Genomic DNA, 26,576 nt, shown 5'->3' with positions numbered 1-26,576 from the left:
GGAACCCAAATGTCCGGCACTCTTTCTATTATCCCTCTTCTATCACACTAAGTTCAAATACCTGGTCCTGATCATGAAATATTACCGATTCATTCCCCAATACACCTTTTCAGCCGTAACAGGCAATTCCCTTACTCTCACTCCTACCGCATTGGCTACTGCATCCGCAATGGCAGGAGAAGGAGTATTGATCACGATCTCACCAATGGACTTGGCTCCAAAAGGCCCTGTAGGCTCATAGCTGCTTTCAAATTCCACCCGGATATGGCCCACATCCTGCCTGGTCGGAAGCTTGTACTGCATGAAGGAATTCTGAAGCATCTGTCCCTTGGCGGAATAAGTGATATCTTCGTACATGGCCATGCCAATGCCCTGGGCGATTCCACCCTCGGTCTGAATCCTTGCCAGATTTGGATTAATGGCTGTTCCGCAGTCCACAACCGCCACATAGTCCAGAAGCTCTACTTCACCGGTCTCCTTATCCACCTCAACCTCAGCCATTCCCACCATAAAGGGAGGCGGCGATACAGGAGACGTATGGCTGGCTCCGGCAGTGAGCATGTCTTCATTAAAGCACATGACCCTGTTTCCTATATCCTTTAAGGATATTTCCAGCTCTCCCGACGGCTGGTAGACCCTGTTCCCGTCAAATTCCAGGGAATCCTCCGGGCAGTCAAGATACCGGGCACCTTTTCTTATTATTTTTTCCCGCATTTCCCCGCAGGCCTTTACTACAGCCATTCCGGTCAGATACATGGTGCTGGAAGCATAAGAACCGGAATCATAAGGGGAAACATCCGTATCCGTTCCGTGGACCACGATCTCATCCACATCGCATTCCAGACAATCAGCCGCTACCTGGGCAAGGGTGGTGTCGCAGCCAGTTCCCATGTCTGAAGCTCCGATCATAAGAGTGTAAAAGCCATCATCATTAAGGCGCAGCTCCACGGAAGCCACATCCAGGCCGGAAATGCTTGACCCCTGCATGGACATGGCTACGCCTACGCCCCGCACCTTTCCATTTCCCATGTCAACCCTGGGATACTTCTCATCCCAGCGGATCATCTCCTTGGCCCGGGCCATGCACCGGTCTAAGGCACAGCTGTTTAAAGTTTCCCCATAGTAAGCGGGCATGATATCGCCTTCCTTTACCATGTTTAATTCCCTTAACTTTACGGAATCCATTCCCATCTTTTCCGCCAGCTCATTGACCGCAGATTCCACCGCAAATATACCCTGGGTGGCTCCGTATCCACGATAAGCTCCTGCGGACATGCGGTTTGTATAAACCACATCATATCCGAAGCGGAAGGCTTTGGCCGTCCGGTAAAGGGGGATGGTCTTATGTCCGGACAAGCCTACCGTAGTAGGTCCGTGTTCCCCGTAAGCCCCTGTATTTGACAGCGTATACAAATCGATTGCCTGAAGGATTCCTTCCTTATTGGCACCCACCCGCACATGGACTTCCATCTCATGGCGGGGAGAAGAGGCGATCTGGGACTCATACCGGCTGTAGATCATCTTGGCCGGCCTGCCGGTCTTCATCGTCACGATTGCCGGATACACCTCAGCTACCACGGTCTGCTTTGCACCGAAGCCGCCGCCGATCCGCGGCTTGATAATGCGGATCCGGGACTTTGGAATATCCAGGGCATGAGCCAGGATCCTCCTAACGTGAAAGGTGATCTGTGTGGATGCAACCATATTCAAACGCCCATAAGCATCCAGATAGGAATAAGCCCGGAAGGTTTCCATCATTGCCTGCTGGTTTGCCTTTGTATGGTAAACCTGTTCCACTACATAATCACACTGCTTTAAAACCTCATCAACGTTGCCATGCTCTTCCCTTCCGGAAGCGCATAAATTCCTCTTATTATCCCCGCCCACCGGACAGAGCGTGAGCCAGTCCTCCTCCGGATGGACTAATACCTGATGATCCTTTGCCTGCTTAAAATCCAGCACCGGCTCCAAAACCTCATATTCTACCTTTAAAAGGCGCAGGGCATGATCCACCGCCTCTTCCGTCTCACCGGCTACAATGGCCGCCGCATCTCCCACAAAGCGCATCCTCTGGTCCAGTATCAGCCTGTCATAGGGGCTTGGCTCCGGATAGGACTGTCCTGCCATGGTAAACCGTTTCTGAGGAACATCTTTGTAGGTAAGGATACAGGCGATTCCAGCCACCTTTTCCGCCTTTTCCTTATGGATCTTCTTAATCAGCGCATGGGCATGAGGGCTTCTTAGGACCTTTACAATGAGACAGTCTCCGGGAGCCAGGTCATCGGTATACACAGGCTTTCCGGTTACCAGGGCCATGGCATCCTTCTTTTTCACAGAAGTATTTACCGTACGCATTTTATAATTCATCCCTATCTTCTCCTCTGCTTAAATATTTCTTTATAGCCCGAAGCTGTCCCATATAGCCGCTGCACCGGCACAAATTCCCGGCCAGATACTCTTTTATCCCTTCATCATCAAGAACTTCTTCCCTTTCCATTGCCAGTACATTCATAATGAGTCCCGGACTGCAGAATCCACACTGTTCCACTCCTTCTTCCGCCAGATACATTCCAAACAATTTGGCCTCCTTTTCCACGCCTTCTAAGGTCACCACCTCACAGCCGTTTGCCCTGGCAGCTAATAATGAGCAGGAAAGCCTTGATTTTCCATTGACCAGCACCGTACAAAGCCCGCAGTTTTCCGTTTCACAGCCGCATTTTACGCTGTAGCATGCCTTCCTTCTAAGCAGTTGGAATAAGGTAGTGTCATCTGCAATTTCCTCATACACCAATTTTCCGTTCAGTGTAAATTCGATCTCCATTTACCGCTCCTCCTGATCCAGCGCTTCTAAAAGCCTTTTTATATATATTTCAGCCAAATGCTTCCGGTAATCTCCGCTTCCCCTCATGTTGGTACCATAGGTAAAGCCTTCTGATGCCTTTTTGGCAAGCTCTTCCCTAAGACAACCCTGGTCTTCTAAAAGCACGGCCAGCTCTGCCTTTGCCGGTCTCGCCCCTACGGAAACATAAAGCTTTCCAGCCTTTCTTGCCGCACAGCAGGCAATCACAGGAAAATCCGTTTTCGACATGCGCTGGGAGGTATAGGCCGCTTTCCTTCCATCCTTTTTTATATGAATGCGGACCAGGATATCCCTGTCACTCTTCATCCGGCAGAATTCGTCTAAAGGAACCAGACCTCCCTTGTACAGCTCCACATAGGTGTCAAGGGCCAGAAGGCAGGTGATGATATCAGAAAATCCAAACCGGCCAAACACGCTTCCTCCTATGGTCGCTCCGTTGCGGAACTGGACACCTACAATCGAACGGGTGCACTCTTTAAAAACGCCGTTAAAGCAGGCATTCAGACCTTCATGGGTTTCCAGCTGGCGGAGGTTGCACATGGCACCTATGGAAAACTCGTCTTCCCTTTCCTCAATCCCGTCAAGTCCCAGGCCGGATAAGTCCACCAGCGTCATCTTCACCCGGTTCTGTACCTTCAGCCACATCATGCCTCCGCCTATAACACTGCTCTTCTTCTGATTCAGCACAAAGGCTTCCTCCAGGTTTTCTGCTTTTACATAATTTTTAAATCGAATCATTGGAACTGTCCTCCTGACTCCCAAGCGTTCATCGTTGTCTGCTAGCCGTTTTTCCCTTATCTATCAGTAAAATGTCATTTTATTCATTAGTATATATTATAAATAATGTATTATATATTAGAAAAACCGAAAAGAGTATATCATACTCCTTCCGGTTTTGACAATGGCTTTATGGGTTTTTTATTAAATTCATCAAAATTCGACAGCAGATTCTCCTATTAATGCATGAACATATTCAGGGCTGGCATCAAGGCATTTTAAAAATCCTTCCACTGTTTCAGAAAAGCCGATCCCATGGGCTTTAAGCTTTCCCATATCCATAGTCAGATTTCTGGGATTATCCCTGGCACCTGTTTCACCTGGAATCACAAAATTTCCTCTGTTTCCGTTTTTATCAAGGATCTGAAAGACCCTGCTTCCTATTTCGTAGGCGGAAAGGGTGCTTTCACTTCCAAAATTATAGATTCCCCCAGGCAGACCCATGGCAGGCTCTATGTTTTTTACAACCTCCTGTACCCAGGTAATACCGCGGTAATCGGAAACCGAAAGCCTGATGGGGCGGTTCTGCACCATGGATCTTAGCAGGTTGACCAGAAGGTTGGAGTTGCTTTTAAGGCCCCTGACCGGAAAATCATACATCCATGAAAGGCGAAGACAGATTCCCTCAGGTAAAATCTCCAGGATCTCAGCCTCCGCCTGCTTTTTGTGAGTTCCATAAACATTGATGAGAGGGACTTCATCAGTTTCTTTATTTGGTCCTTTCTGCCTGCTACCCCCATAAATCTGATCTGAACTCATAAAAAGCAGCCTGCTGCCGGTTTCCCTGCATGCTTTGGCCATGTTTACAGGTCCTCTCCGGTTCACCGCCTCAGAAAGCAACCGGCTGTTCTCACATACCCTGGTGTCTGATATGGCGGCGCAATGGATCACCGCATCAGGGCTTTTATCCTTTATATATTCTGCCACCGCCTTTTCATCCGTAATATCCAGGTTCCTGTGCCCCACACGGATCACATCATAATCCCGTTCATAATATGCGGCAATTCTTCCTCCAAGGAAGCCCTCTGAGCCTGTGACCATTATTTTTTTCTTCATTCTTTTCCCTCTCTTTTTTAACAGTATACCACAACATGTTGAAGATCAAAAGGAACCGTCACTTTTAACGGAGGTCTGCCGTCTGGTTGTTAATAAGATTATATTGGTTTGAATTATCCATATACTAGACCTCCATAGCTGGATACAGCAGAACTTTGTGCTGTTTTGATAAAAATCAGAATATCACAAAAATATAACATACTTTTTTTAAGAAAAAATTGCCATAATAATTCAACTGATTTCGTCCACAATAAAGATGTAATAATCAATTAAGGAGGGTTTACCCATGCTAGTAAACGGAAAAAACGAATGTATCCAATGCTCCATCGATAACTGCACTTACCATGCAAAAAGCGAAGATTATTGCACTCTGGAGAAAATTAAAGTAGGAACTCATGAACAGAATCCTACCAGGAAAGAGTGTACTGACTGCGAATCTTTCAAGAACCAGGTATAACAGCCTAATTTAATTTCCTCCTGAAAAAACTGCGCGGCTTTTATGTCGCGCAGTTTTTCATGCGATCTATTTACTTTACAAGATGTTCTTCCAGATTATCGTATTGTTTAATTTCATAACAAGACCGTGTCCAAAATACCCAGGGCAGGAGCATATGTACCTGCTGATGAAAAAATACTTGCATTGAATTGTTAAAAAAAGAAAAAGCTGCCATGAAAGAAATTATATCAGATACAGCGCATAAATAACCCATTTCATGCACAATATCAGTTATAACGCCTCTCATGGCAGCCTCTTTTTTATATTCCTTTATTCATACAGCGGATATTTTTCACAAATCTTTGTCACTTCACCTCTGATGTAATCAGCTTTACTTTCAAAATCCGTAGCTGCCAGCCAGATACACTCCGCGATCTTTTCCATATCCTCTTCCTTTAAACCTCTTGAGGTAACAGCAGGTGTTCCCACACGGACACCAGAAGTTACAAACGGGCTTCTTGGGTCATTTGGCACTGAATTTTTGTTCAGGGTAAGATAAACCTCATCACAGCGGTTCTGCAGTTCTTTTCCGGTTACCTCCATTCCTCTTAAATCAATCATCATCAGATGGTTATCCGTACCGCCTGTCAGGATGTTGAATCCCTGCTTGATCAGGGCAGCAGCCAGGGCCTTTGCATTTTTCACCACCTGCTCCTGATAAGTCTTAAACTCAGGCTTTAAGGCTTCACCAAAGCAGACAGCCTTGCCCGCGATCACATGCTCCAAAGGACCGCCCTGGGTTCCGGGGAAAATAGCCTTATTAAAGTTAAATTTATCCGCAGCTTCCTGATTTGCTAAAATCATTCCGCCTCTCGGTCCGCGGAGAGTCTTATGAGTGGTGGTTGTCACTACATCCGCGTATGGGATAGGACTGGGATGCATTCCGGCCGCAACAAGTCCGGCAATATGGGCCATATCCACCATAAGATAGGCTCCTGCCTTGTCCGCAGCCTCACGGAATCTCTTAAAGTCAATGGTCCTTCCGTAGGCACTGGCACCTGCCACAATTAATTTGGGCTTGTGCAAAATTGCAAGCCTTTCCATCTCATCATAATCAAGAAAGCCCTCATCATTTACGCCGTAAGGGACAATATTAAAATACAAACCGGAAAAGTTAACGGGGCTTCCATGGGTTAAGTGACCGCCATGGTTTAAATTCATGCCCATAACCGTATCCCCTGGCTGAAGCATGGCAAGAAAGACCGCCATGTTGGCCTGAGCCCCGGAATGAGGCTGAACGTTGGCATAATCACAGCCAAATATCTTTTTCGCACGCTCTATGGCAATGGTTTCAACGATGTCCACATCCTCACAGCCGCCATAATAACGCTTTCCCGGATAGCCTTCTGCATACTTGTTGGTAAGTACGGTTCCCATTGCCATCATGACCGGTTCTGAAACAATGTTTTCCGATGCAATCAGTTCCAGATTTCTTCTCTGTCTTGCACATTCCTTTTCAATGGCTTCTCCTACTTCTTTATCGTAGCCGGTGATAAATTTCATTACTTCATTTACCATGTCCACTCCCTCGCTTTTCCTTTTTATTTTTACCACATTTCCGTTGTGGTAGATTATAAGACATTCTTCCTCACAATGTCAAGGATTTCTCATCTTCTATTTTGGTCTTTCACATCTGCTCATACACTCTTTGGGATCTTATAATTTTTTATCACGATCTGCAGTGTTTTATTTCCATTGTATTCATTTACGGAAGGATAATAGATCACATCCAGGGCCCGCCTGTCTCCCAGCTCTTCTAAAAAGGAATCACCGTCAGCAAACAGCATGGCATCCATTGGTATTCCCTGTTCCGTTGCAAGGGAAAATTTCACGGCATTCCTGTTTTTTCCTAAAACCCGGACACTTCGGATGTAGAGTCCCTTTTGAGCAAACAAAGGCTTTTCATTCCCCTGGCCGAATGGCTCCAAAAGCTCCAGTTCTTCGATCAAAGGCTCATTTATGTACTCCAGAGGCATGGGAACGTCGATCCACACCTTTCGTATGAAATCCTCCTCCGTCAGCCTTGCCTGTTCATTTAAACATTTCCTGAATTCATCCACATTCTCTTTAAGAAGGGATAAACCGGCTGCCATGGGATGTCCGCCGAATTTCAGCAGCAGATCTTTCACCCCTACCAGGGCGTCAAACATATGGTAGGTATCAATGGAGCGGCCAGAGCCTTTGACGCACTCCTCCCCATCCGTAAGAACAAACGCCGGCTTCTGGAAGTATTCCCGAAGCCGTCCTGCAATGATCCCTGCCAGGGATTCATGGCAATCCGGCAGATACACCACCAGAACCTTATCTTCCCCATAAAGGGCTTCCACCTGTTCCACTGCCTCACTGGTTCCTTCCTTTGTCATGACCTTTCGCTGGTCATTTAACGCCTTTAATTCCAGTGCCATTTGATCTGCTTCCTCTTCCTTCCTGCAAAGAAGCAGGGATAAGGCCAGCTTGGCTGTCTGCAAGCGGCCTCCCGCATTTAAACAGGGACCGATCACAAACCCGATCTGGTAGGCGGTTATCTGATCCTTATCCAGATCGTTTCTCTCAATAAGCTTTAACAGCCCCAGGCTCTTTGTCTGCCCGATCCGTTTCAGCCCTTCCTTTACGATGATCCGGTTCTCATCCTGAAGCTTCATCACATCGCCCACTGTTGCAATGGCAGCGAACTCCACCATCTCAAGCCATTTCTCCATGGGCACATGAAATGCCTCATAAAGAGCCTGAACCAGCTTATAGGCCACCATTCCCCCGCAGATATCAGGATAAGGATATTGGCATGCCTCCTGCTTTGGGTTTACCACCGCATCTGCGGGAGGCAGAATCTCACCGCCGTCGTCCTTCCTGATATCATGATGGTCTGTGATAAGAACCGTAAGTCCCAGCTCCTTTGCAAGCCTGATCTGCTCTACTGCTGCGATTCCATTGTCGCAGGTGAGTATGGTATCAATGCCATCCTCCGCCGCAGCCCGGATAATGGATTCATTGATCCCATATCCATCCTTTAGCCGGTCCGGGATCTCATAGTCCACCACAGCTCCTACCTGGGACAGGGCCTGGAACAAAAGATAGGTGGAGCAGACTCCGTCAATGTCATAATCCCCCACAATCCTTACAGGCTTTAACTGCTCTGTCTTTTCTTTAAGGATTGCCACAGTCCGGTCCATATCCTTAAGAAGGTGGGGGCTATACAGATCCTCTAATCCCCCGTTCAAGTACTTTTCCACTGCTTCATGACCCATCACATCCCGGTTTCTTATGATTCTTGCAGTCACCGGTGAAATGTGATAGCATCTGGCCATCTCCTCAAAATCAGCCCTTTTTGTCTGAAGCATCCATTTCTCTTCTGCCATGTTTCGTTATCTCCCTGCAAACGGCTCTTTGAGCCAGTTCTTCCTTTTCATTTTCTGCTGTCCCGGCTGATCCGCCTCTTTCCTTTCGTTTTTTCGCCGCATCAAGCCGGCTCATTAAGCCGGTAATGGAATAGAGGATCGGGGCAAAATCACCTCGGTATGCATGCTCACAAGTAGATTTTACCTCGAAATTCTCACTTCCGATCTCCCGGAACAGGTATTTCTCATCATCAATGATGTGCTTAAGCCGCTCAATCAGCTGGTTGACGGAATTGGTCAAAATCCCGATCTCGTCTTCAGAACGGTAGGGAAGGTGTACCTCCAAATCTCCGTTGGCAACTTTCCTGGTTCCTTCCACAAGGGCCTTCACAGGCTTGTCAATGGCCATAATAATATAAAGCACCAGAAGGGAAATGATCCCGCTGATCAGGCAGATGGTTATGATTTTTATCTTTGCAAGCCGTCCATAAAGATTATCCCCGTGAATGCTGGCCGCTTCAGATCCTTTGCGGTTAAAATCGGCTACCTTTAAAAGCCTGCTGCTGGCATCATCAAATAGCTGCCTGGAATCCCCTATGATCATATCAAACGCTTCCTGGGTCTGGTTTTGACGGCTGATGACCAACAGGCGGTCACTGTACTCTAAATACTTATTCCACTCTCCTTCCGCCGCCTCCATCAGCTTCCGGTCCGATTCACTGGAAATGTAAAGTTCATAATCTTTAAAGCCGCGGGCAATATCTTCCCGGATCCGGATCATTTCTTCCTCCAGACGGTCCATATCCTTCTTATCGGTGGTAATGACGTGGTTATATTCCTTAATACGGTAGTCTGATGTCCTGGTATTCAGTTCTTCGGCAATGATGATGGCCGGTACCCAGCACTGGGAAATTTCCGTACTTGCTTCATTGATCTGCCTGGCTGTTATCACCGACTCCATTCCCATAAAAATCAGTCCCATAATGCTGATCCCGCCTAAAAGCAGGAGCTTTGTTTTAATATTAATATTTTTGATAGATTTCAGCTTCATAGCGCTTTAATTCCCTCCTCCTTAACCGGTAATCCGGTAATACCCTTTCCACAACTGCCCAAAATGCATGGGAATGGTTCATTTGAATGCGGTGTGCCAGTTCGTGCACCACCACATAATCAGCCAGCTCTTCAGGAAGGAGCACAAGCCTCCAGTTAAAATTCAAATTCCCTCTGGCGCTGCAGCTTCCCCACCGGGTCGCCTGATCCCGTATTGCAATTTTCCCGTAGTCCACCTCCATAACAGCAGACCACCTGGCCGCCTTTTCCTCCAGATACCTTCTGGCTTCCCGTCTGTACCAAAGCTTCACCGCCTCTTTCACGGCTGCTTCCTGCTCTTTCTCCTCATGGGATGCCATTGGCCCGGAAACCACCAGACTCTCCTTTGTATCCTGTATACAAATAGCCTTCTTCTTATTATCAGGCTCCACATGAAGGATGCGGCTGTTTCCGTAAAGAAGCACCAAAGCACCTTCCTCCCAATGAAAAGCATTCTTTTGCTCTATCGCTCTTTGGATCTTTTCCACCTGCATAAAAACCCAGTCTTTATTCTTCTGCACCAGCTCATGTCCAGCCCTAAAGGGAAGGCATCCTGGAAGCCTTACGAAAACCTCTCCCTTTTTCGTCACCTGCAGGGCCATGGTCCGCCTGTCTGATTTTATGATTTTATAGGAATATGAGCTTCCATCATCAAAGGAAATCACGCCTGTTTCCCTTCTGCTGTCAGGAGTTTCTGATTCCATATATCTGATTCCCAATCTTTTATCTTCCTCTTTTCTCTTTCCTGTGCTTAGCCCGTAACCCCAATTATAGCGAATAAATGGAAAAGAAACAATACATATCTAAAAGGCCAAAACGCAAAATAAAAGAACCCGGCAAGCAGGTTCCTCTCTTCCCTATGATACGAAACCGTCGGAAATTTCTTTCAGTCTTTCATAATCCATGATTCGGTATCCCTTATCCTTTTTAAGAATTCCGTCATCACAAAACTTCTTCATGACAAAGAGTACATGGCGGTAGCTGATATTCATATACTCCGAAACATCCGTATGGGGTATGGTGTATTTCCCATTCTGCTGATATTTAAAAATAAAGGAAGCCAGTCTTTTTTCCAGGGAATAATTTAAGTATTCACTCAACCGGTAACTCCTGACCATCAGCTTATTGGCAATATAGGACGCAAAGTAATAGGAAACTTGCGCATCCTTTTGGCAGATTTCTTTTAACCGGTCAAGTTCAAACTCCAGACAGACCACATCCTCCATCACCTTATTCTCCTTGATGTAATCCTCCTGACGGAATAAAGAAAGCTCACCAAGCCAGTCTCCCTTTCCTGCAAAATCAAGAATGGACCGGCGTCCGTTCTCATGGTCAATATAGATTTTTACCATTCCGGAAAGGATCAGATAGCAATGAGTGATCCTTTCATCCACATGAAAGATATTCTTTCCAGCAGGAAAATGCCGTTCTTCTCCGGCCGCACCAAGGCTTTTCGGTATTTCATACATACTGTATTTTTTCACTTTTTGCCTCCTGATAAATCAAGTATTCCCTATATGATAATTCTCATAGCCGGCAGCCTGTATTTTATGGTATCATATTCACGAGGTGAAAACAATGAGCAGAAAAAAAAGAAACGACCTGGCCGTAACCATTATATCCTTTGTGTTTTTCGGCTTCGGAATATCGCTGCAGCTAAAGGCAGCCATCGGGCAAAGCGTTTTAAATGCATTGGCAGTAACATTATCTTACACCATTCAGATGAAGGTTGGCACCATACTCAATATGATCAATACGCTGTTCTTCATTTCCTATTTACTTTTAAGGCGCTCCCGTTTAAACTATAAGGATGCAATACAGATTATAGCGACCATTGCAAGCGGATATATTATTAATTTGTTTCTGTATCACTTACTTTCTATTTTTACCGTTGAAAGCTATTTTTATAGAATCATGATTTATTTTGGAGGCCTTATAATCGCTTCCATCAGCCTGGGAGCCATCCTTGCCATCGGAATCATAAAATTCCCTTTGGAAAGCCTGTGCCTTATTATTAGTGAGGCGTTTAAAAAGAAGTTCACCGCTGTACGCATGGGCTTTGATGTGATATTTTTGATCGTCACTTTGTGCCTGACCATATTATCACATACCCCCCTGCAAATAAGGGAAGGAACCGTTATCAGTATTTTTCTCCTGGCGCCGATGCTGGGGATCTGCTATGAATTTTTTATAAAACATTTAACTATGGAGGAATAAATATATGTACCGGATTTTTTTACTGGATATTGACAATACTCTGCTGGATTTTGACGCTGCCGAAAAGCAGGGCTTTAAAAAGATGATCCAATCCTATGATTTGGAATATAATGATGAAATGCTGTCCCAATATAAAAAGATGAACCGCCATTTATGGGACTTATTAGAACAGGGAAAGATAGGAAGAGATGAATTGCTTAATACCCGCTTCCGTGAATTCTTCCGCCTTTATGATATGGAAATAAGCGGAGAAGAAGCGGAAGGGCGTTACCGCGGACATCTTGGAAATAACTCCGATTTAATCCCCGGCGCCAAGGAAACCCTGATCAGGCTGAAAGAAATGGGAAAGCAGTTATACACCGCGTCAAACGGCGTTTATTCCACCCAGATCCAGCGTCTTAAAAACGCCGGTATCTTCCATCTTTTCGACGGAATGTTTATATCGGAAAAAGTGGGGTATGAAAAGCCAGCCCTCCAATTTTTCCAGCACTGTTTTAAAAATATCCAGGACCTGGAAAAGGACAAGACCATCATGGTGGGAGACAGCTTGTCTTCCGACATTCAGGGTGCAGTAGGTGCAGGCATTGATTCCTGTCTTTTCTGCCCCTCCCTTAAGCCCCTGCCCACCGGTGCGACCCACACCATTGGTGATATTTCCGAATTGTTAAAGCTTTAACTCTTTCTTTTCCATGATTGCCCGCCAGCGCCTGCTGCCGGGCTTTCTGTTACATCCCTTTCATAAACTTTGAAGGTGATTTCAAGGTATACTTTTTAAATACCGCACAAAAATGCTTGTAATCCGTAAACCCGGTTGCATCGGAAACCTCACCGATCCGGTATTGCCCGGTATTTAAGAGAGCAATGGCCTGGGATATCCGGTACTTGTTTAAAAAATCCAGAAAGGTCTGCCCTGTCACCTCTTTAAATTTCCGGCTTAAATAGCTGGCGCTGACTCCCAGCTTATCCGATATGGATTCCACGCTCAGCTTATCCCCATATCCTGACCTGATTTCCCCGATCGCCCTGGAAACATACTTGTTTTCTGAAAGGTCCAGCTGCATATAATATTCCAGGTTCATGACACCGGCGTCTGATTCCGCCTGTTCCATCACATATTCCACCTGACGGCTGCTTGCGATTTCTTCTCCCAGCCTTTTCATAAGAACCGAAAGCTTCTCTTCATCCACCGGCTTTAGAAGATATTCGCTGACCCCGGCAGATATGGCCCTTCTTGCATATTCAAATTCCGCATAGCTTGTCAGAAGAATGCTTTTAAACTTTACGCTCTTTGAGGCTTCCTTTATCATCTCGATCCCATCCATAAACGGCATACAGATATCTGCAATGACCACATCCGGCTTATGCTCCAGTATCTTTAAAAGCCCCTCCTGTCCATTGGCAGCCTCAGCCACCACCACACAGTCCATTCCGATCCAGTCCATGGTATAGATTAATCCCTTGCGGATAATATCCTCGTCTTCCGCTATCATCACCCGTAACATTACAATTCCTCCCTTTGTGCCGGAAGGGTCACAACCAGCGTTGTGCCAAGCCCTTCTGCACTGCGTATCTCTACCCCATACGGCCTTCCGTAAAGAATCCTGCACCGCCTGTGTATATTATAAAGCCCGGAGTGCCTTTTGTTGTTCTCCTCCTGCTCCAAAAGAGCCTGAATATCACTTAAAACTCCTGGAGTCATTCCGATCCCGTCATCCCTGCAGATCATGATCAGCCGGTTTTCGTGAATATAGGCCTTAAGTTCCACTTTTAAATTTTCCTGGTTGCCAAACCCGTATTTTACAGAATTTTCGATCATGGGCTGCAGCACCAGCCTGGGGATCCGGCAGGGCAATGCCTCTGCCTCCACGTCAACCACATAGGAAAACCGGCGGTTAAACCGGTATTGTAAGATGGTAAGATAATTCTCCAGGTGCTCTAAATCCTCTTCCAGAGTCACTTCTGCCCTGCTGCCATCCAGGCTGTAGCGCAGCAGGTTTGAAAGGCTGAACACCATCTTTCCGGCTGTCTCCGGCTGGATGATGCACATATACCGGATATTTTCCAAAGTATTGAACAGGAAATGAGGGTTAAACTGGGATTCCAGCTGCTTATTCTGTGCGGCCGCCACCAGCTCCGTCATCTTTCTGTTGTTCTCCATCTGTAGCTTTAAGCTGGCAATGGTTTCCCGGTAGGCATCGGCTATGATCCGGAATTCATTTTCACTTTCTATCTCTATGGATGCGTCTAAATTCCCATTCCTGGCCTTCTCCATGACATGAAGGAGACGGTAAAAATCCCTGGTCTTCCGCTCCGTTACCTTTTTCGTGCTGATCAGGACCCATATGGTCATCAGCACAAGGGCCGTTATAATGAGAGCGCTGCTAAGCCCCAGGGAAAACACGATGTTCTGGATATCCGTCACAGAATAAACCAAAAACATTCGATGATACGCCGGATGAACGGATATGAGAAACATCTTCTTTTCATAAGGCAGATACCTGCCTGCCGTCTCAAGCACCTTTAAAACCTGGCTGCTGCTGCTCAACAGATTATAATTACTGCTTAAATATACCCAGCCAAACCGGTCTGCAATGATGGTCTGGCTATCCGACCGGTCAAGCACCGGCTTAAACTGGCTGCTGTTAATGGTAAAAACCAGATATCCCGCCTTTTTATCTCCCCGGGTCACCTCCATGCCCATGGCAATATCCTTATCCGGACCCTTCCAGGCTTCCATCAAACGCACCCTGGTTTTCCCCGGATTCTCATCCATTGCCCCGAACATTCCCCAGCGGATGTTCTCCCTGCCTGATAAGTAATCCGGAATATCCTTTCTGGTGGATAAAATCACCCGCTTCTCTCCGTCAAAAACATACAGCTCCGCCTTATATCCCAGCTGGTCCGACATCCGGTAAAATTCCTCAAACACGGCTGTCCGGCCGGCCTGGCCGGAACCGGCGTCAAAAAGCAGGTCAGAATCTGAAAGCGCCTTAAGCTTCTCCTCGTACCCTGAAAGGACTTTCTCCAATTCCTCCGCCACGAAAGCATTGTGGGACTCATTCCCGCTTTTTTTTCCATAGAGCAGGACCGCAAGAAAAACCAGGGTACAGATCAGGGTAAAGCCCACAGCAGGAATGATGGCATACCCCATGATCAGGTGGCGCAGCTCATCTTTGAAATACCGTCCCTTTTTCATGCTCCCTCCTTATTCTATTTCAGGGTGCCTTGAAAAACCTCTGAAAAACGCCTCATCCATTCCAGTTTGTTCTCCTTTACCACAGCTTCCTCATCATAAATCATGTGGATTGCCTGCTTATCAAGCAGATACTCCGGTTCATCTACATCTGTCCTTACGGAACGCCTTCCAAGGCTTTCGGAGATAACCGTCTGGGCAGCCTTACCCGTTACAAAATCCACAAACTTCTTAGCCTCCCACATATGAGCAGACCCCTTGATGATGCATACCACATCCGGTTTGGATATGACGCCTTCCTCCATATACACCACACGGACCGGATATCCGGAAGCAATGTAATGGGCTGCTCCCTCTTCAAAGGTAAGGCCCACCGTATAGCGCCCCTCGGCCACCCCCTGATATACCTCAGAGGAGCTTTGCAGCAGCTTTCCGTCAAGGTTTTTGCAAAATGCCTCCACATAATTCCAGCCTTCCTCCGGGTCCCCTTCTCCCATTGCATAAAGCATATTGATCAGATGCTCAAATGCCGAAGAAGAGGTGACAGGGTCGCACATGGCAATCTTTCCGGAAAGCTCAGGTTTAAGAAGATCCCCATACCCTTCTATAGAAAGATTCCCGGCCAGATTGGTATTCACCATAAGAATGCTTGGAACATCTGTAAACCGGGTCATGTTCCCTTCTTTATTCCTGTAATCTTCCTGGATCATGGATTCATTTTTGCTGATATAAGGCTCAAAAAGCTCACTTTGGGCCATGGTAGTAGACAGGGAGCCTCCCCAGAAAATATCACATTCGGGTTTCTCCCTGTCCTCCGCCATTTTTAACAGTTCTCCCGTCCCTCCTGTGCATACCTCCACCTTGATCCCGGTCTGCTCCTCAAATTCCGATACAATGGGATTAATAAATTCCAGGGGATGAGGGCAGTACACCACCAGCTCCTCAGCCCCATGAAACTCTGCCGGCACTGTCCGGGAACTGCTGTCGCAGCCTGCCAGACAGGCAATGCACAAAAGGGCCCCGGCACATCCGATCCAGCCTTTCATATCTCTGTTACCTGCCCTTCAAGCTTATTATTATTATTTTAACACAGTACTACAGGATGTAAACACCCTTTGGATCAAAATCCAGACAAGCCTTTTCTCCCACTTCATAAATCCTGCGGTTAACCGGGTTATAATCCGTAATCTGAATTTCCATATCTCCCACCATGACCTGATAGTACTGATAAGATCCCATAAAGGTGGATAAGGTGACCAGTCCCTCTAAAATGCCCTGCTCTGCCAGAATCGCTCCCTCCGGCCGGATTACCAGGGTTGCCTCAGCCCCGGAACGGGCCCCAGCAAAATTATTTACCTGGAACTCCTTGCCTGCCACCGAGATCATGGCCTTTTCCCCTTCTTCAGACAAAACTTTTGCCTTTAAGAAGTTGGCTTCCCCGATAAAATCAGCCACAAATCTGGAAGCAGGATGATAATAGATCTCCCTGGGGCTTCCGATCTGCTCTACCTTACCCTTGCTCATGATAATGATCTTATCGGAAATGCTCATGGCCTCAGACTGATCGTGGGTCACATAGATTGCCGTGATCCCGATCTTCTGCTGGATCTTCCGGATCTCAGTCCTCATGGTCACCCGCAGCTTGGCATCTAAGTTGCTTAAAGGCTCATCAAAAAGCAGGACTCCCGGCTCAATGACCAGGGCTCTGGCTAATGCCACCCTTTGCTGCTGCCCGCCGGAGAGCTGGTTGGTCATACGGGTTTCCATTCCCTCCATCTCCACCAGCTTTAATATGTTCATGACCCGTTCCCTGATCTCCTCCTTTGGAACCTTCCGGATCTTAAGTCCATAGGCCACGTTGTCAAACACATTGTAATGAGGCAGAAGGGCATAGCTCTGGAACACCATGGCGGTATCCCTTTTATTGGGGGTAAGATGGTTGATCGCCTCTCCTCCCAGATAAATCTCCCCTTCATCAGGGCTTTCAAAGCCCGCGATCATGCGGAGGGTGGTCGTCTTTCCGCAGCCTGACGGCCCCAAAAGGGTGACAAAGGTTCCCGGCTCAATATCCAGAGTGGTATCCTTTACCGCATAGAACTCCTTGCCTGTCTTTGGATCAATGTATATTTTTGAAATGTGTTCCAGCCGAACACCTTTTTTCTGTTTTTCCATGTTATCTTCCTCCTGTTTCTTCTTAATCCTGGACTTCCTTCACTACCCTGCTGACGCCGAAGAATTTCATCATGGCATTCATAATGAGGACCGCGCCATAGGTAATGAGGATCAATATGGTTGCATAAGCGCAGGCCACACCGTAATTCCCCTTTTCCGCCTGCTCATTGATCTGGCAGGTGATCAGCAGAAAATCTGGCGTCACCAGCAAAATGATGGCGGAAATGGCGGTAATGCTGCGGACAAAGGCAGTTACCAGACCGCTGAAAAAGGAATCCTTGATAAGAGGAAGGGTCACGGACATGAACACCTTGGCAGAGTTTGCCCCCATGTCATAAGCGGATTCCTCTATGGACTTGTCAATCTGGCGCAGGGCGGATATCCCGCTTCTGGTGCCGGTGGGAAGGCTCCGGACGATAAATACGATAATCAGGATAAGTCCTGTCCCGTAAAGGCCGCTCATAAATCCGGAGCGGAACAATCCGTTTGCATAGCCCCGGATATATCCGATACCAAGAACCGTTCCCGGAACTGCCATAGCCAGCATGGAAACAAACTCAATAAAGCCCTTTGCCTTAAACTTCTTCTTAACCACAAGATAAGAAATGACCATGGAAAGAAAAGCGGTGAGAGGCGCAGCAATCAAAGACAGCACAAAGGAGTCCTTAAATGCCTTTAATCCGCTGGTCTTAAACATGTATTGAAACCACTTAAGGCTTAAGCTGTAGTCCCTTCCCCACAGAGTAAACATAGCGCCAAACGGAACCATGATGTACATCAGCAATACAAAGGCCGCAACCATACCGCAAAAACAAGTCAGGGGAACGGTAACACTCTTATCCTCAATGAGCATTCTCATGCGGGAAGCCTTTCCCGTTAAAGTAGCTGCTGTTTTCTTTTCCAGATAATACTTCTGGATCAGGAACAGTACCACTGTCAGGGACAGTAAGACCACCGACATAGCCGCCGCGCCCGTGGAGTCATAAGCTCCCGTCACCTGTAAGTAAATGGTGGTAGCCAAGGTATCATAGGACCCGCCGATCAGCATGGGATTTGCAAAATCCGCCACAGACTCGATAAAGGTCACCAGGAACGCATTGCCAAGACCCGGAAGCAAAAGAGGAAAGGTAACACTGGAAAACACCTTCCATCTGGTAGCTCCCATATCCCTGGTGGCTTCCTCAAGAGAAGGATCAATGTTTTTTAACAGTCCCTTTAACATTAAGTAGCATACGGGAAAAAATGTCAGAGTCTGGACAATGGCAATTCCCTTAAGCCCATAGACATTGGAATCATATATATGAAGCAGAGACCTGCTGATCAGGCCGCTCCTTCCGAAAAGCATGATCATGGACAGAGATAAAACAAATGGCGGGGATACCACGGGAAGCATGGAAACAAGCCCAAAAAGCTTTTCCAAAACCCTGGTTTTAAGCTTCACATACACCTCGACATAAGCAAACAGCAGTCCGATTGCCGTGGAAGCGATTCCCGTGATAAATCCAAGAACAAGAGTATTTTTAAAAGCATTCTGAAACCGCTCCAGGTTCAGAACTCTTTTAAACACATCAAGTGTAACAGTCCCCTCTGCATAAAAGCTGTCTATCAACAGCATAAACAGAGGATAAAGAATAAACAGTGCAAGAAAAATCAGCAGAACTGTGATCATGCTGACCAAAACCGGATCTGAAAAAAACTTTTTCCGTTCCAGCCGGGCACTCTGCAAACTGGCCATATAAAAACCTCCTTTCGTCATTCCAGGCAGAAATCCTGGCTCCCATGATGTAAAAATGCTGCGTAATGGCCTCTTACGCATTACGCAGCATGTTTCTCCATACAGCCGGACGTTTATTTCCTGCCTTTTATCTCCTACTGTGTCAGGAAACGGTTGGCATCTGCCTTCTCAGCAGAGCTTCCCAGGGCTTCAAAGAAATCTTCCACATATTTTGCACTGTTTTCCTTTGCATCCTCAAAATCGTAATCAATGGTATTGTTCATATCCAGGCCAAACCGTACAGCCTCTTCCGGCTGTGTGGCGTTCTTTAAAACCAGGAACTGATAAGCGCCGTTTTCCTTTGCAAGATCCACGCACTCCGGTGACAGGGCATATTCGATCCACAGCTTTGCTGCATTGGGATGAGCAGCGCCGTTAAAGATCGCAGTTGCTCCTACCTCAAAGGAGGTTCCATCCTCAGGAACAATCAGCTGAATGTTATCATAGCCCTGAAGGATCTGGTAAATCCCGTCATGAAGGAAACCGATTCCAATGACGCATTCCCCAGGTCCAACCATCTTAGATGGGCCGGAACCTGATTTTGTATACTGCGCAATGTTCTTGTCCAGCTTCTTAAAATATTCCATTGCCCCATCATGGCCCTTCATCTGTACCATGGTATTGATCACCAGCTTTGCCGTGCCTGCCGTATTGGGATTGGACAGCATGATAAGTTCCTTATACTCTTCCTTTGTCAGGTCATCCCAGGTTTTCGGAGCTTCCAGTCCAAGCCTTTCTAATTCTTCCGTATTCACCATGAATCCCAGAATTCCCTTATAAATACCATACCAGCTGTTTGTAGTATCCTTATACTGGTCTCCCATAAGATTCTTGGCATTCATTGCTTCATAAGGCATTAAAATCCCTGCTGCGACCGCCTCATTATAGGGGTCTGTGGTTCCGCCGAACCACACATCTGCGGAAGGCTTTCCTCCCTCCTCAGAAACCTTGGTATAAACCTCTGAGGTGGAAAGTCTCTGGAACTTTGTCTTAATGCCATATTTCTTTTCAAAATACTGGCATACCGCAGATAAATGCTCCTCTTCACAGGAGCCATACACGGTTAATTCCCCTTCTGCCTGGGCTGCCTTGATCAGTTCAGATAAATCTCCATCTTCCCCAGCGGCAGCCGTTGTCCCGTCAGCCGTCGTCTCCGCTGCGGTCTCTGCCTTTGTAGCTGCTGCCTCCTGTTTGGAACCGCATGCGGTCAGGCTGAGAGCCGCCGTAAGCGCCAGCAAAAATGCTGTTCTTTTTTTCATAATAGATATCCCTCCGTTCTTTTTCTGTTATTTTATCATAACAAAAAAATACCAAAGCAAATACCGAAAAACCAGTAATAATGTCGTGATTTTTGAACCCATTCAAACTTTTTTTAGTAAAACTATACTGTTTTTATTTTAAAAATCTTCCCTCCAATGCCAGAAACTGATCCAGGATCATCCGGCTGACCCTTGCCCCGAACACGGTGGCCGGATTATCCGGATAATACATTGCATCAGAAAATTCCTTGTGGAACATGACGATGGCATATGACCCATAAGGGGTAAACACAAGACCGCCGTCATTTCTGCAGGCATCCATGCTTCCGCTTTTAGAGGCAACGGAAATCAGGATATCATCCGTATTATCACTGTCCATGTAAAATGGAGGAAAATATTTAGTGATCATGCTGTTATAATGCTGCTTTTTAAAGATTTCCAGCATCTTTTCATCCGCCGTTGGGCTGATAAGCTCCCCCTTTGCCAGCCGGGTAAAAATGCCGGCATAATCTCTGGGCGTGCTGGTCCCAAGCCTGTCATACCGATCAAAGTGAAGGGGATTGTGAAGCACCGTATCCCTGCAGCCAAGAGCTTTGATACACCGGTTGATAGTATCCAGTCCCAAATAGTCTATGATCATATTGGTTGCAATATTATCACTTACAATAATCATAAAGGCTGCCGCATCCTTTACCCTGAGCATTGCTCCCGGCTCCAGGGCAGGAAGCACACCGCTTCCGTCTACCACATGTTCTTCCCGGTACTCAATGATGTCCTCAAGGCTTTTATTTCCCTTTTCCACCTCATCAAACAGACATGCCAGTATGTAGGTCTTTATGGTGCTTGCAGTCTCAAATGCTTCATCTGCGTGAACGGCAATCACATTTCCATGGAAATCATCCAGATAGATCCCCATTTTCCCATCATAACTCATGATCTCCGCTTCAATTCTTTTCTCTAACGTAAGTCTGGAATCCATTTTATCCAACCCTTTCTCTTAATTTAATCAAGCGGATATTCCCAATCCGCTTCGCTGCTTGCTTGATCCAGTTAAATATAGAATCTCCATAGCAGGCTCTCCTATAGCAAAATCCAAAAAATTTCCTAATTTACAAAAATACTCCCAGACGCATACCAGCTTTCCGCAAGATCCGCCCGGTAGTCCTCTGCCTGGGGATTTAAGCTGTTGATCACCACACCGCCGCTGCCGATTTTTCCCGTGGAATGAATGTATGCTCCATTTCCCATATACATGGCAATATGACCCGGAAAATACATCAGGTCCCCTGGAAGCATTTCATCCTTTGGAATCTCATGTACGGGAAATCCCGGTTCTATTCTTGCATCCCGAAAGGTAAGGATCCCGTTTAAAAGATAGCTTTCCGAGGTCAGCCCGGAACAGTCCATACCAGCAGAGGACCTTCCTCCCCAGCGGTACTGGGTCCCTAAATACTGCTTTGCCGTCTCTACTACAGACTTACGGAATGACGCCTCATCCACAATCTTCTTTTGCGGAAGCTCCCCCGTCCACAGTCCGGACTGGGAAAATTCCTTTGGCCTTAAAAACTGGTTCCTCATATAGCCTACCCGTCCATCCAAAAGCTCCACCTTGGCCCAGCCCTCGGTATCCGAATCAAAGGAAAGCACCTTTATAAGAGAGCCCCTGAAAAGGCTTAAAATGCGCACCCCCTGAACCATTGGAAGAGAAACAATGTCCACGTAGACTCCATCCGTAACCATAAGCCCGCCATCTTCCCAGCTTTTCAGTTCTTCAAGGCTCACCATTTCCATATCCTCTTTCTTTATAAAACCGGAATAGCCGTAAAAAGTCCGCACCGGATAAAATCCCTGCTCCTCCGCCCCGGTTATCAAAAGCCCCATTCCATACAGCCCTTCATCTGAAATAGCTGACACCGTTTCTCCTAAGCTGTTCTCTTTTATCTCCGACCTGCCTTCCCAAATGGCGGCAACCGGTATATTTACAATTCCATAAGATTCCATGGCCATTTATTCCTGTCCTTCCTGTTATATTCCTTCCGGCACTTCATGGACCCTTGCAGTGCAGTCCAAACAGTTTTTGCTTACCTTCTGATCACAGACCAGACTTCACACATAAAACGCTTTCCGGAAACCATTCACACCTATAAGCTTACTGGTAAATACCGTATTTTTCATTATTATATGGTCAGATAAATGGAATGTCAATGAAACTGAAAAATAAGGCATTATCCGGAAGAATCCCCAAATGAGCATTTCTCCCGGATAACGCCTTATTCAATCTCAGTACAATTTTTTATATTCTTCCGCTTCCTTCCGGTTTGCCAGCACGAAATGATCCGGCCTTATTTCCCTCCAGAATGACTTTTCCCATGAGTAATCGTGAATAGAAGGATCGTAGACCAGAAGCTTTTTTTCCTTCTCATGCTTCGGATCAGGCATGGGGATTGCGGAAAGCAGGGCCCTGGTATAAGGATGGAGGGCATGGGTGATCAGCTCCTCCGTTTCCGCCATTTCCACGATCTCACCTTTGCGGATCACTGCGATCCGGTCCGTGATAAACCTCATGACAGATAAGTCGTGAGCAATAAAAAGATAGGTGATCTGCCGTTTTTTCTTCATATCTCCAAGAAGGTTTAAAACCTGGGCCCGGACGGATACATCCAGGGCAGAAATCGGCTCGTCAGCAATGATAAAATCCGGGTTCATGATAAGGGATCTGGCAATTCCGATTCTCTGCCTCTGCCCTCCGGAAAACTCATGGGGGAAACGGCTTGCAAATTCCGGAAGAAGCCCAACATCAAGAAGGGCCTGGTCCACCCGTTTTTTCCGTTCCCTATCCCCTAATCCTTTTTCCATGTTCATCAGGCCTTCGCTGATGATATAATCCACCTTTGCCCTTTCATTTAAGGAAGCCTGGGGATCCTGAAAGATCATCTGTATTTCTTTAATGACCTTCCGGTCCAGCTCCGCCGGGATCTTTCCATTGATCTTTTCCCCTTTGTAAAGAATATCTCCTCCGCAGCTTGGAACGATCCTCATGATCGCACGGCCAATGGTTGTTTTCCCTGACCCCGATTCCCCTACCAGCCCAAAGGTTTCGCCTTTGTATATTTTAAAATTCACCTTTTTTACCGCTTCATATTTCTTTCTGCGCTCTCCAAAGGTCACATCCAAGTTCCTTACATCAAGCAGTACTTCACGTTCCATCAAAACAGCCCTCCGTTCCTGATTTTTCTGATGACAGGCGGCGGGTCTGCCTTAGGTGCCCTGGGATCCAACAGCCAGGTCTTCGCCTTATGGGTGGGCGATACTTGAAAATAAGGGGGGCTTTTTACAAAATCGATTTTAAGAGCCTGAGGATTGCGGGGCGCAAAAGCATCTCCCTTTATCTCTGCATAAAGATTGGGAGGCGTTCCGGGAATGGAAAAAAGATCCGTTCCCTTTACCCCTACCTGAGGCAGAGAGGAAAGCAAAGCCCAGGTATAAGGATGCCTTGCATCATAAAAAATATCTTCACAGGTCCCGATCTCCACAATATCCCCGGCGTACATGACAGCCACCCTGTCTGCGATGTTGGCCACCACCCCCAGGTCATGGGTGATTAAAATTACCGAAAGCCTGTATTTGTGCCGCAGTTCCTTAAGCAGGTCCAGGATCTGGGCCTGTATGGTCACGTCAAGAGCCGTAGTCGGTTCATCACAAATAAGGATCTGGGGATTGCATGCAATGGCAATGGCGATCACTACCCGCTGGCGCATCCCACCGGAAAATTCGTGAGGATACTGGCTAAATCTTTGTTCCGGGTCCTGAATTCCCACATCAGTTAAATATTTAAGGGTCCGTTTCTTCGCTTCCAAACGCCCCACCTTCTGGTGAAGCAGCACCGCTTCCATGATCTGAACCCCAATGGTTTTTAAGGGATTTAAGCTGGTCATGGGATCCTGCATGATCATTGCAATCTCACGCCCCCGTATCTTTAACCAGTCCTTCTCCCTCTTTACGGCTGTTAATTCAATTTCCCCACTGTCCTCAGCCCCGTAATAAACAGCCTTTCCGCCATCCACATATCCATTTCTCTCCAAAAGTCCCATAAAAGATTTGGTGAAAACAGACTTTCCGCTTCCCGATTCTCCTACAATAGCCAGAATCTCTCCCTTATATAAATCCAGGGAAATCCCCCGTATGGCATGGAGGGTTTTTCCTCTTAATTCAAATTTAATGTCCAGATCGTTTACCTCTAAAATCTTCTCCTGATTCATGCTGTCCCTCCTTACATGTGATTCTTGGGATCAGCGGCATCCGAAAAGGCATTGCCGATGATATAAAACGATATGGTGACAAAGGATAGAATAATAGTTGGGTAAACCAGCTGGTAACGCAAAGCAGGGGTGGTGATCAAAGCCCGTCCCTCGTTGATCAGATTGCCGAGACTGGGAATATTTACCGGAAGTCCCAAACCAATGTATGTAATAAATACTTCATTTCCAATGGCAGCCGGAATGGTCAATGCCATGCGCAGCATGATCACCGACACCAGATAAGGAAGCAGGTTTTTTAAAATAATCCGGCTGACAGGAGTCCCAAGACACCGGCTGGCAACATTATAATCCCTGTCCCGGATAATAAGGATCTGATTCCTGATGAACCTGGCCATCTGAATCCAGCCGGTCAGGCACATGGCAAACACCAGAGTCTTCACACTGGGCTTTAAAATATAAGAGATCAAAATCAGAACAATGGTATTTGGAATGTTGTCAATGATATTATAAATTTCCGTGAGAATGAAATCCGCCTTTCTCACATATCCCCAGATCACGCCCACGGTTATGCCGATGACCGCCTCCGCTAAAGCCACGGACAGGCCGATGATCAAGGAGGTCCTGGTTCCCGCCCAGATCCTTGCCCAGAGATCCTGTCCAATGGAATTGGTTCCCAGAATAAAATCTTTTCCCGGAGGAACATTGCGATACTGCATCCCCTTTGCATCATTGATGATCATATTGGGATCATACTGTCCCGGCAGATAGGGCTGGGCAAATGTAAATGCCAGGAGAAGAATCAAAAGCACCAGAAGAACAAAGGCTCCCCTGTTCTTTAAAAAGGCGCGGAAGGTGCTGTACCAGTAGGAATAATTGCTGTATCCTGTTTTCTCCGCCTCCCTTTCGTTAAAGCCTGCAAAAGAAAACAACGCTCCTTCCTCCATGGTTTCCATGAATTCCGCTTCCTTTGTATGACGGTAAGAGAACTGCTTCATCATCTGTCACCTTCTTTCTTTCCCAGACTGATCCTGGGATCCAATAATACCATGAGAAGGTCACCCAGTAAAAGCCCCATAACGCCTACGCAGGCATAGAGCAGGACAATGCCCTGCACCATGGTATTATCGTGCTTTTTAATCACCGTAACAAGAAGTCCTCCCATTCCCGGTATGCTGTACAGGGATTCAATGTAAATGGATCCGATCACAGTATTTAAAAATGCGGTGGGAATATACTGGGCCAAAGGAACGAAGGCATTGCGGAAAATATGCTTAAACATGACTCCGCCCTCTGACATCCCCTTTGCCTTCGCTAATTTCACATAATCCTTATTGCTTTCATCCACCATATACCGTCTCAGCCACATGCCGTAAAAGGCGATGTTTCCAAGGGACATGGATAGAACCGGAAGAACCCAGTATTTCGGATCATTGATCTGGAATAACAATCCCACCCCCAACAGCCTGGTGCCGTAAAGCTGGATATACAGAAAATAAACAGCAGCCGGAACTGCCTGAATGCATACAATAAACAAAGTTCCGATCTTATCGAACCACCTGTATTTATACCTGGCCATCAGGGCACCCATGGGAAGCCCTACAAGAAGAGAGATCGCCATGGACCAGATCCCCAGTTTAACAGAAACAGGGAGCTTATCCTTTAAAATATCTGACACAGGAACATTGGATCGGTAAATCCTGGACACGCCCAGATTCCCGTGAAGAAGGTCTTTAAAGAAGCGGATCACCTGAACCGGCAGAGGATCCGTAAGACCCATCTCCTTTAATCCCACCTGGATCTGCTGAGGAGTCATCTTATCAAAATTCTGGAAATATCCCTCAATAGGCATCAGACGAAGCAGACAGAACACCACTGTCAGGATGATGATCAGCGTAAGAAATGAACGTGCGATTCGTTTACCTAAATACTTTAACATCTGTTTCTCGGCTCCTTTGTGTTTTCTTTTAAAAATACCCTCGGAAGAAGACGTAACTCCGGCACATCCTTTTCAGACGGTATTTTTCCGCCGGACCATAAGCTTCTGAGCCAATGGTCCGGCGTATATACCTGCCGTTTATTTCTTCAGGCA

24 protein-coding genes are annotated in these 26,576 nt (G+C 46.7%); 3 read left to right on the top strand and 21 right to left on the bottom strand.

Going from position 1 to position 26,576, the window contains the following annotated elements; all coding sequences use genetic code 11:
• Positions 1 to 81: 81 nt before the first annotated feature.
• The 4 genes from ABFV83_RS20080 to ABFV83_RS20065 form a co-directional block, all read right to left on the bottom strand.
• Positions 82 to 2,355, bottom strand: coding sequence for a molybdopterin cofactor-binding domain-containing protein (locus ABFV83_RS20080; protein WP_349948957.1), 2,274 nt, complete (start codon positions 2,353 to 2,355; stop codon positions 82 to 84).
• Position 2,356: 1 nt separating this feature from the next.
• A complete protein-coding gene (locus ABFV83_RS20075; protein WP_349946415.1) occupies positions 2,357 to 2,821 on the bottom strand; it encodes a 2Fe-2S iron-sulfur cluster-binding protein in 465 nt (154 codons plus the stop codon).
• A complete protein-coding gene (locus ABFV83_RS20070; protein WP_349946413.1) occupies positions 2,822 to 3,598 on the bottom strand; it encodes an FAD binding domain-containing protein in 777 nt (258 codons plus the stop codon). It abuts the gene before it with no gap.
• A 192-nt stretch (positions 3,599 to 3,790) separates the two neighbouring features.
• Positions 3,791 to 4,693 (bottom strand): sugar nucleotide-binding protein, encoded by a 903-nt coding sequence (locus ABFV83_RS20065; RefSeq protein WP_349946411.1) that lies wholly within the window; start codon positions 4,691 to 4,693, stop codon positions 3,791 to 3,793.
• Positions 4,694 to 4,979: 286 nt separating this feature from the next.
• Here ABFV83_RS20065 and ABFV83_RS20060 point away from each other — a divergent pair, with 286 nt between their 5' ends.
• Positions 4,980 to 5,150, top strand: a complete 171-nt coding sequence (locus ABFV83_RS20060) for a DUF1540 domain-containing protein (RefSeq protein WP_349946409.1) — start codon at positions 4,980 to 4,982, stop codon at positions 5,148 to 5,150.
• Between the two features lie 309 nt (positions 5,151 to 5,459).
• Here the strand turns inward: ABFV83_RS20060 and glyA are convergent, their stop codons facing one another.
• The 5 genes from glyA to ABFV83_RS20035 form a co-directional block, all read right to left on the bottom strand.
• Positions 5,460 to 6,707: a serine hydroxymethyltransferase gene (glyA, locus tag ABFV83_RS20055; RefSeq protein WP_349946407.1), complete on the bottom strand. Its 1,248-nt coding sequence runs from the start codon at positions 6,705 to 6,707 to the stop codon at positions 5,460 to 5,462.
• A 119-nt stretch (positions 6,708 to 6,826) separates the two neighbouring features.
• The gene (gene recJ, locus ABFV83_RS20050; protein WP_349946405.1) at positions 6,827 to 8,545 is read right to left on the bottom strand and encodes a single-stranded-DNA-specific exonuclease RecJ; all 1,719 of its coding nucleotides are present in this window, start codon (positions 8,543 to 8,545) and stop codon (positions 6,827 to 6,829) included.
• Positions 8,505 to 9,575 carry an MCP four helix bundle domain-containing protein gene (locus tag ABFV83_RS20045; protein ID WP_349946403.1) on the bottom strand — a complete coding sequence of 357 codons (1,071 nt, stop codon included), beginning with the start codon at positions 9,573 to 9,575 and terminating at the stop codon, positions 8,505 to 8,507. The genes recJ and ABFV83_RS20045 overlap by 41 nt, the downstream gene beginning before the upstream one ends.
• Positions 9,547 to 10,332 carry a SprT family zinc-dependent metalloprotease gene (locus ABFV83_RS20040; RefSeq protein ID WP_349946401.1) on the bottom strand — a complete coding sequence of 262 codons (786 nt, stop codon included), beginning with the start codon at positions 10,330 to 10,332 and terminating at the stop codon, positions 9,547 to 9,549. The genes ABFV83_RS20045 and ABFV83_RS20040 overlap by 29 nt, the downstream gene beginning before the upstream one ends.
• Before the next feature lie 138 nt (positions 10,333 to 10,470).
• Positions 10,471 to 11,097: a cyclic nucleotide-binding domain-containing protein gene (locus ABFV83_RS20035; RefSeq protein ID WP_349946399.1), complete on the bottom strand. Its 627-nt coding sequence runs from the start codon at positions 11,095 to 11,097 to the stop codon at positions 10,471 to 10,473.
• 94 nt (positions 11,098 to 11,191) lie between these two features.
• Here ABFV83_RS20035 and ABFV83_RS20030 point away from each other — a divergent pair, with 94 nt between their 5' ends.
• Together ABFV83_RS20030 and ABFV83_RS20025 are read left to right on the top strand one after the other, a co-directional pair.
• Positions 11,192 to 11,830 carry a hypothetical protein gene (locus ABFV83_RS20030; protein ID WP_349946397.1) on the top strand — a complete coding sequence of 213 codons (639 nt, stop codon included), beginning with the start codon at positions 11,192 to 11,194 and terminating at the stop codon, positions 11,828 to 11,830.
• Between the two features lie 4 nt (positions 11,831 to 11,834).
• Positions 11,835 to 12,506, top strand: coding sequence for a YjjG family noncanonical pyrimidine nucleotidase (locus tag ABFV83_RS20025; protein ID WP_349946396.1), 672 nt, complete (start codon positions 11,835 to 11,837; stop codon positions 12,504 to 12,506).
• 49 nt (positions 12,507 to 12,555) lie between these two features.
• Here the strand turns inward: ABFV83_RS20025 and ABFV83_RS20020 are convergent, their stop codons facing one another.
• The 12 genes from ABFV83_RS20020 to ABFV83_RS19965 form a co-directional block, all read right to left on the bottom strand.
• Positions 12,556 to 13,332: a response regulator gene (locus tag ABFV83_RS20020; protein WP_349946394.1), complete on the bottom strand. Its 777-nt coding sequence runs from the start codon at positions 13,330 to 13,332 to the stop codon at positions 12,556 to 12,558.
• Positions 13,332 to 15,026, bottom strand: coding sequence for a histidine kinase (locus tag ABFV83_RS20015; protein ID WP_349946392.1), 1,695 nt, complete (start codon positions 15,024 to 15,026; stop codon positions 13,332 to 13,334). The genes ABFV83_RS20020 and ABFV83_RS20015 overlap by 1 nt, the downstream gene beginning before the upstream one ends.
• 14 nt (positions 15,027 to 15,040) lie before the next feature.
• A complete protein-coding gene (locus ABFV83_RS20010) occupies positions 15,041 to 16,069 on the bottom strand; it encodes an ABC transporter substrate-binding protein (RefSeq protein WP_349946390.1) in 1,029 nt (342 codons plus the stop codon).
• 49 nt (positions 16,070 to 16,118) lie between these two features.
• Positions 16,119 to 17,195, bottom strand: coding sequence for an ABC transporter ATP-binding protein (locus tag ABFV83_RS20005; RefSeq protein WP_349946389.1), 1,077 nt, complete (start codon positions 17,193 to 17,195; stop codon positions 16,119 to 16,121).
• A gap of 22 nt (positions 17,196 to 17,217) precedes the next feature.
• Complete coding sequence (locus ABFV83_RS20000) at positions 17,218 to 18,930, bottom strand: iron ABC transporter permease (RefSeq protein ID WP_349946387.1); 1,713 nt, start codon at positions 18,928 to 18,930, stop codon at positions 17,218 to 17,220.
• A 134-nt stretch (positions 18,931 to 19,064) separates the two neighbouring features.
• The gene (locus ABFV83_RS19995) at positions 19,065 to 20,228 is read right to left on the bottom strand and encodes an ABC transporter substrate-binding protein (protein ID WP_349946385.1); all 1,164 of its coding nucleotides are present in this window, start codon (positions 20,226 to 20,228) and stop codon (positions 19,065 to 19,067) included.
• Between the two features lie 133 nt (positions 20,229 to 20,361).
• Entirely contained in the window at positions 20,362 to 21,207 is an 846-nt protein-coding gene (locus tag ABFV83_RS19990) for a serine hydrolase (RefSeq protein ID WP_349948956.1), read from the bottom strand.
• Positions 21,208 to 21,332: 125 nt separating this feature from the next.
• Positions 21,333 to 22,229, bottom strand: a complete 897-nt coding sequence (locus ABFV83_RS19985; protein WP_349946383.1) for a C40 family peptidase — start codon at positions 22,227 to 22,229, stop codon at positions 21,333 to 21,335.
• A 279-nt stretch (positions 22,230 to 22,508) separates the two neighbouring features.
• Entirely contained in the window at positions 22,509 to 23,435 is a 927-nt protein-coding gene (locus tag ABFV83_RS19980; RefSeq protein WP_349946381.1) for an ATP-binding cassette domain-containing protein, read from the bottom strand.
• Complete coding sequence (locus ABFV83_RS19975) at positions 23,435 to 24,487, bottom strand: ABC transporter ATP-binding protein (RefSeq protein WP_349946379.1); 1,053 nt, start codon at positions 24,485 to 24,487, stop codon at positions 23,435 to 23,437. The genes ABFV83_RS19980 and ABFV83_RS19975 overlap by 1 nt, the downstream gene beginning before the upstream one ends.
• Before the next feature lie 11 nt (positions 24,488 to 24,498).
• Positions 24,499 to 25,485: an ABC transporter permease gene (locus tag ABFV83_RS19970; protein ID WP_349946377.1), complete on the bottom strand. Its 987-nt coding sequence runs from the start codon at positions 25,483 to 25,485 to the stop codon at positions 24,499 to 24,501.
• Positions 25,482 to 26,423 carry an ABC transporter permease gene (locus ABFV83_RS19965; protein WP_349946375.1) on the bottom strand — a complete coding sequence of 314 codons (942 nt, stop codon included), beginning with the start codon at positions 26,421 to 26,423 and terminating at the stop codon, positions 25,482 to 25,484. Before ABFV83_RS19965 ends, ABFV83_RS19970 begins: the two co-directional genes overlap by 4 nt.
• Positions 26,424 to 26,576: the final 153 nt, after the last annotated feature.

It is taken from the genome of Lacrimispora sp. BS-2, from assembly GCF_040207125.1.
In the GTDB taxonomy this organism is placed as follows: domain Bacteria; phylum Bacillota; class Clostridia; order Lachnospirales; family Lachnospiraceae; genus Lacrimispora.
This window is presented reverse-complemented; position numbering and strand designations above follow the sequence as displayed.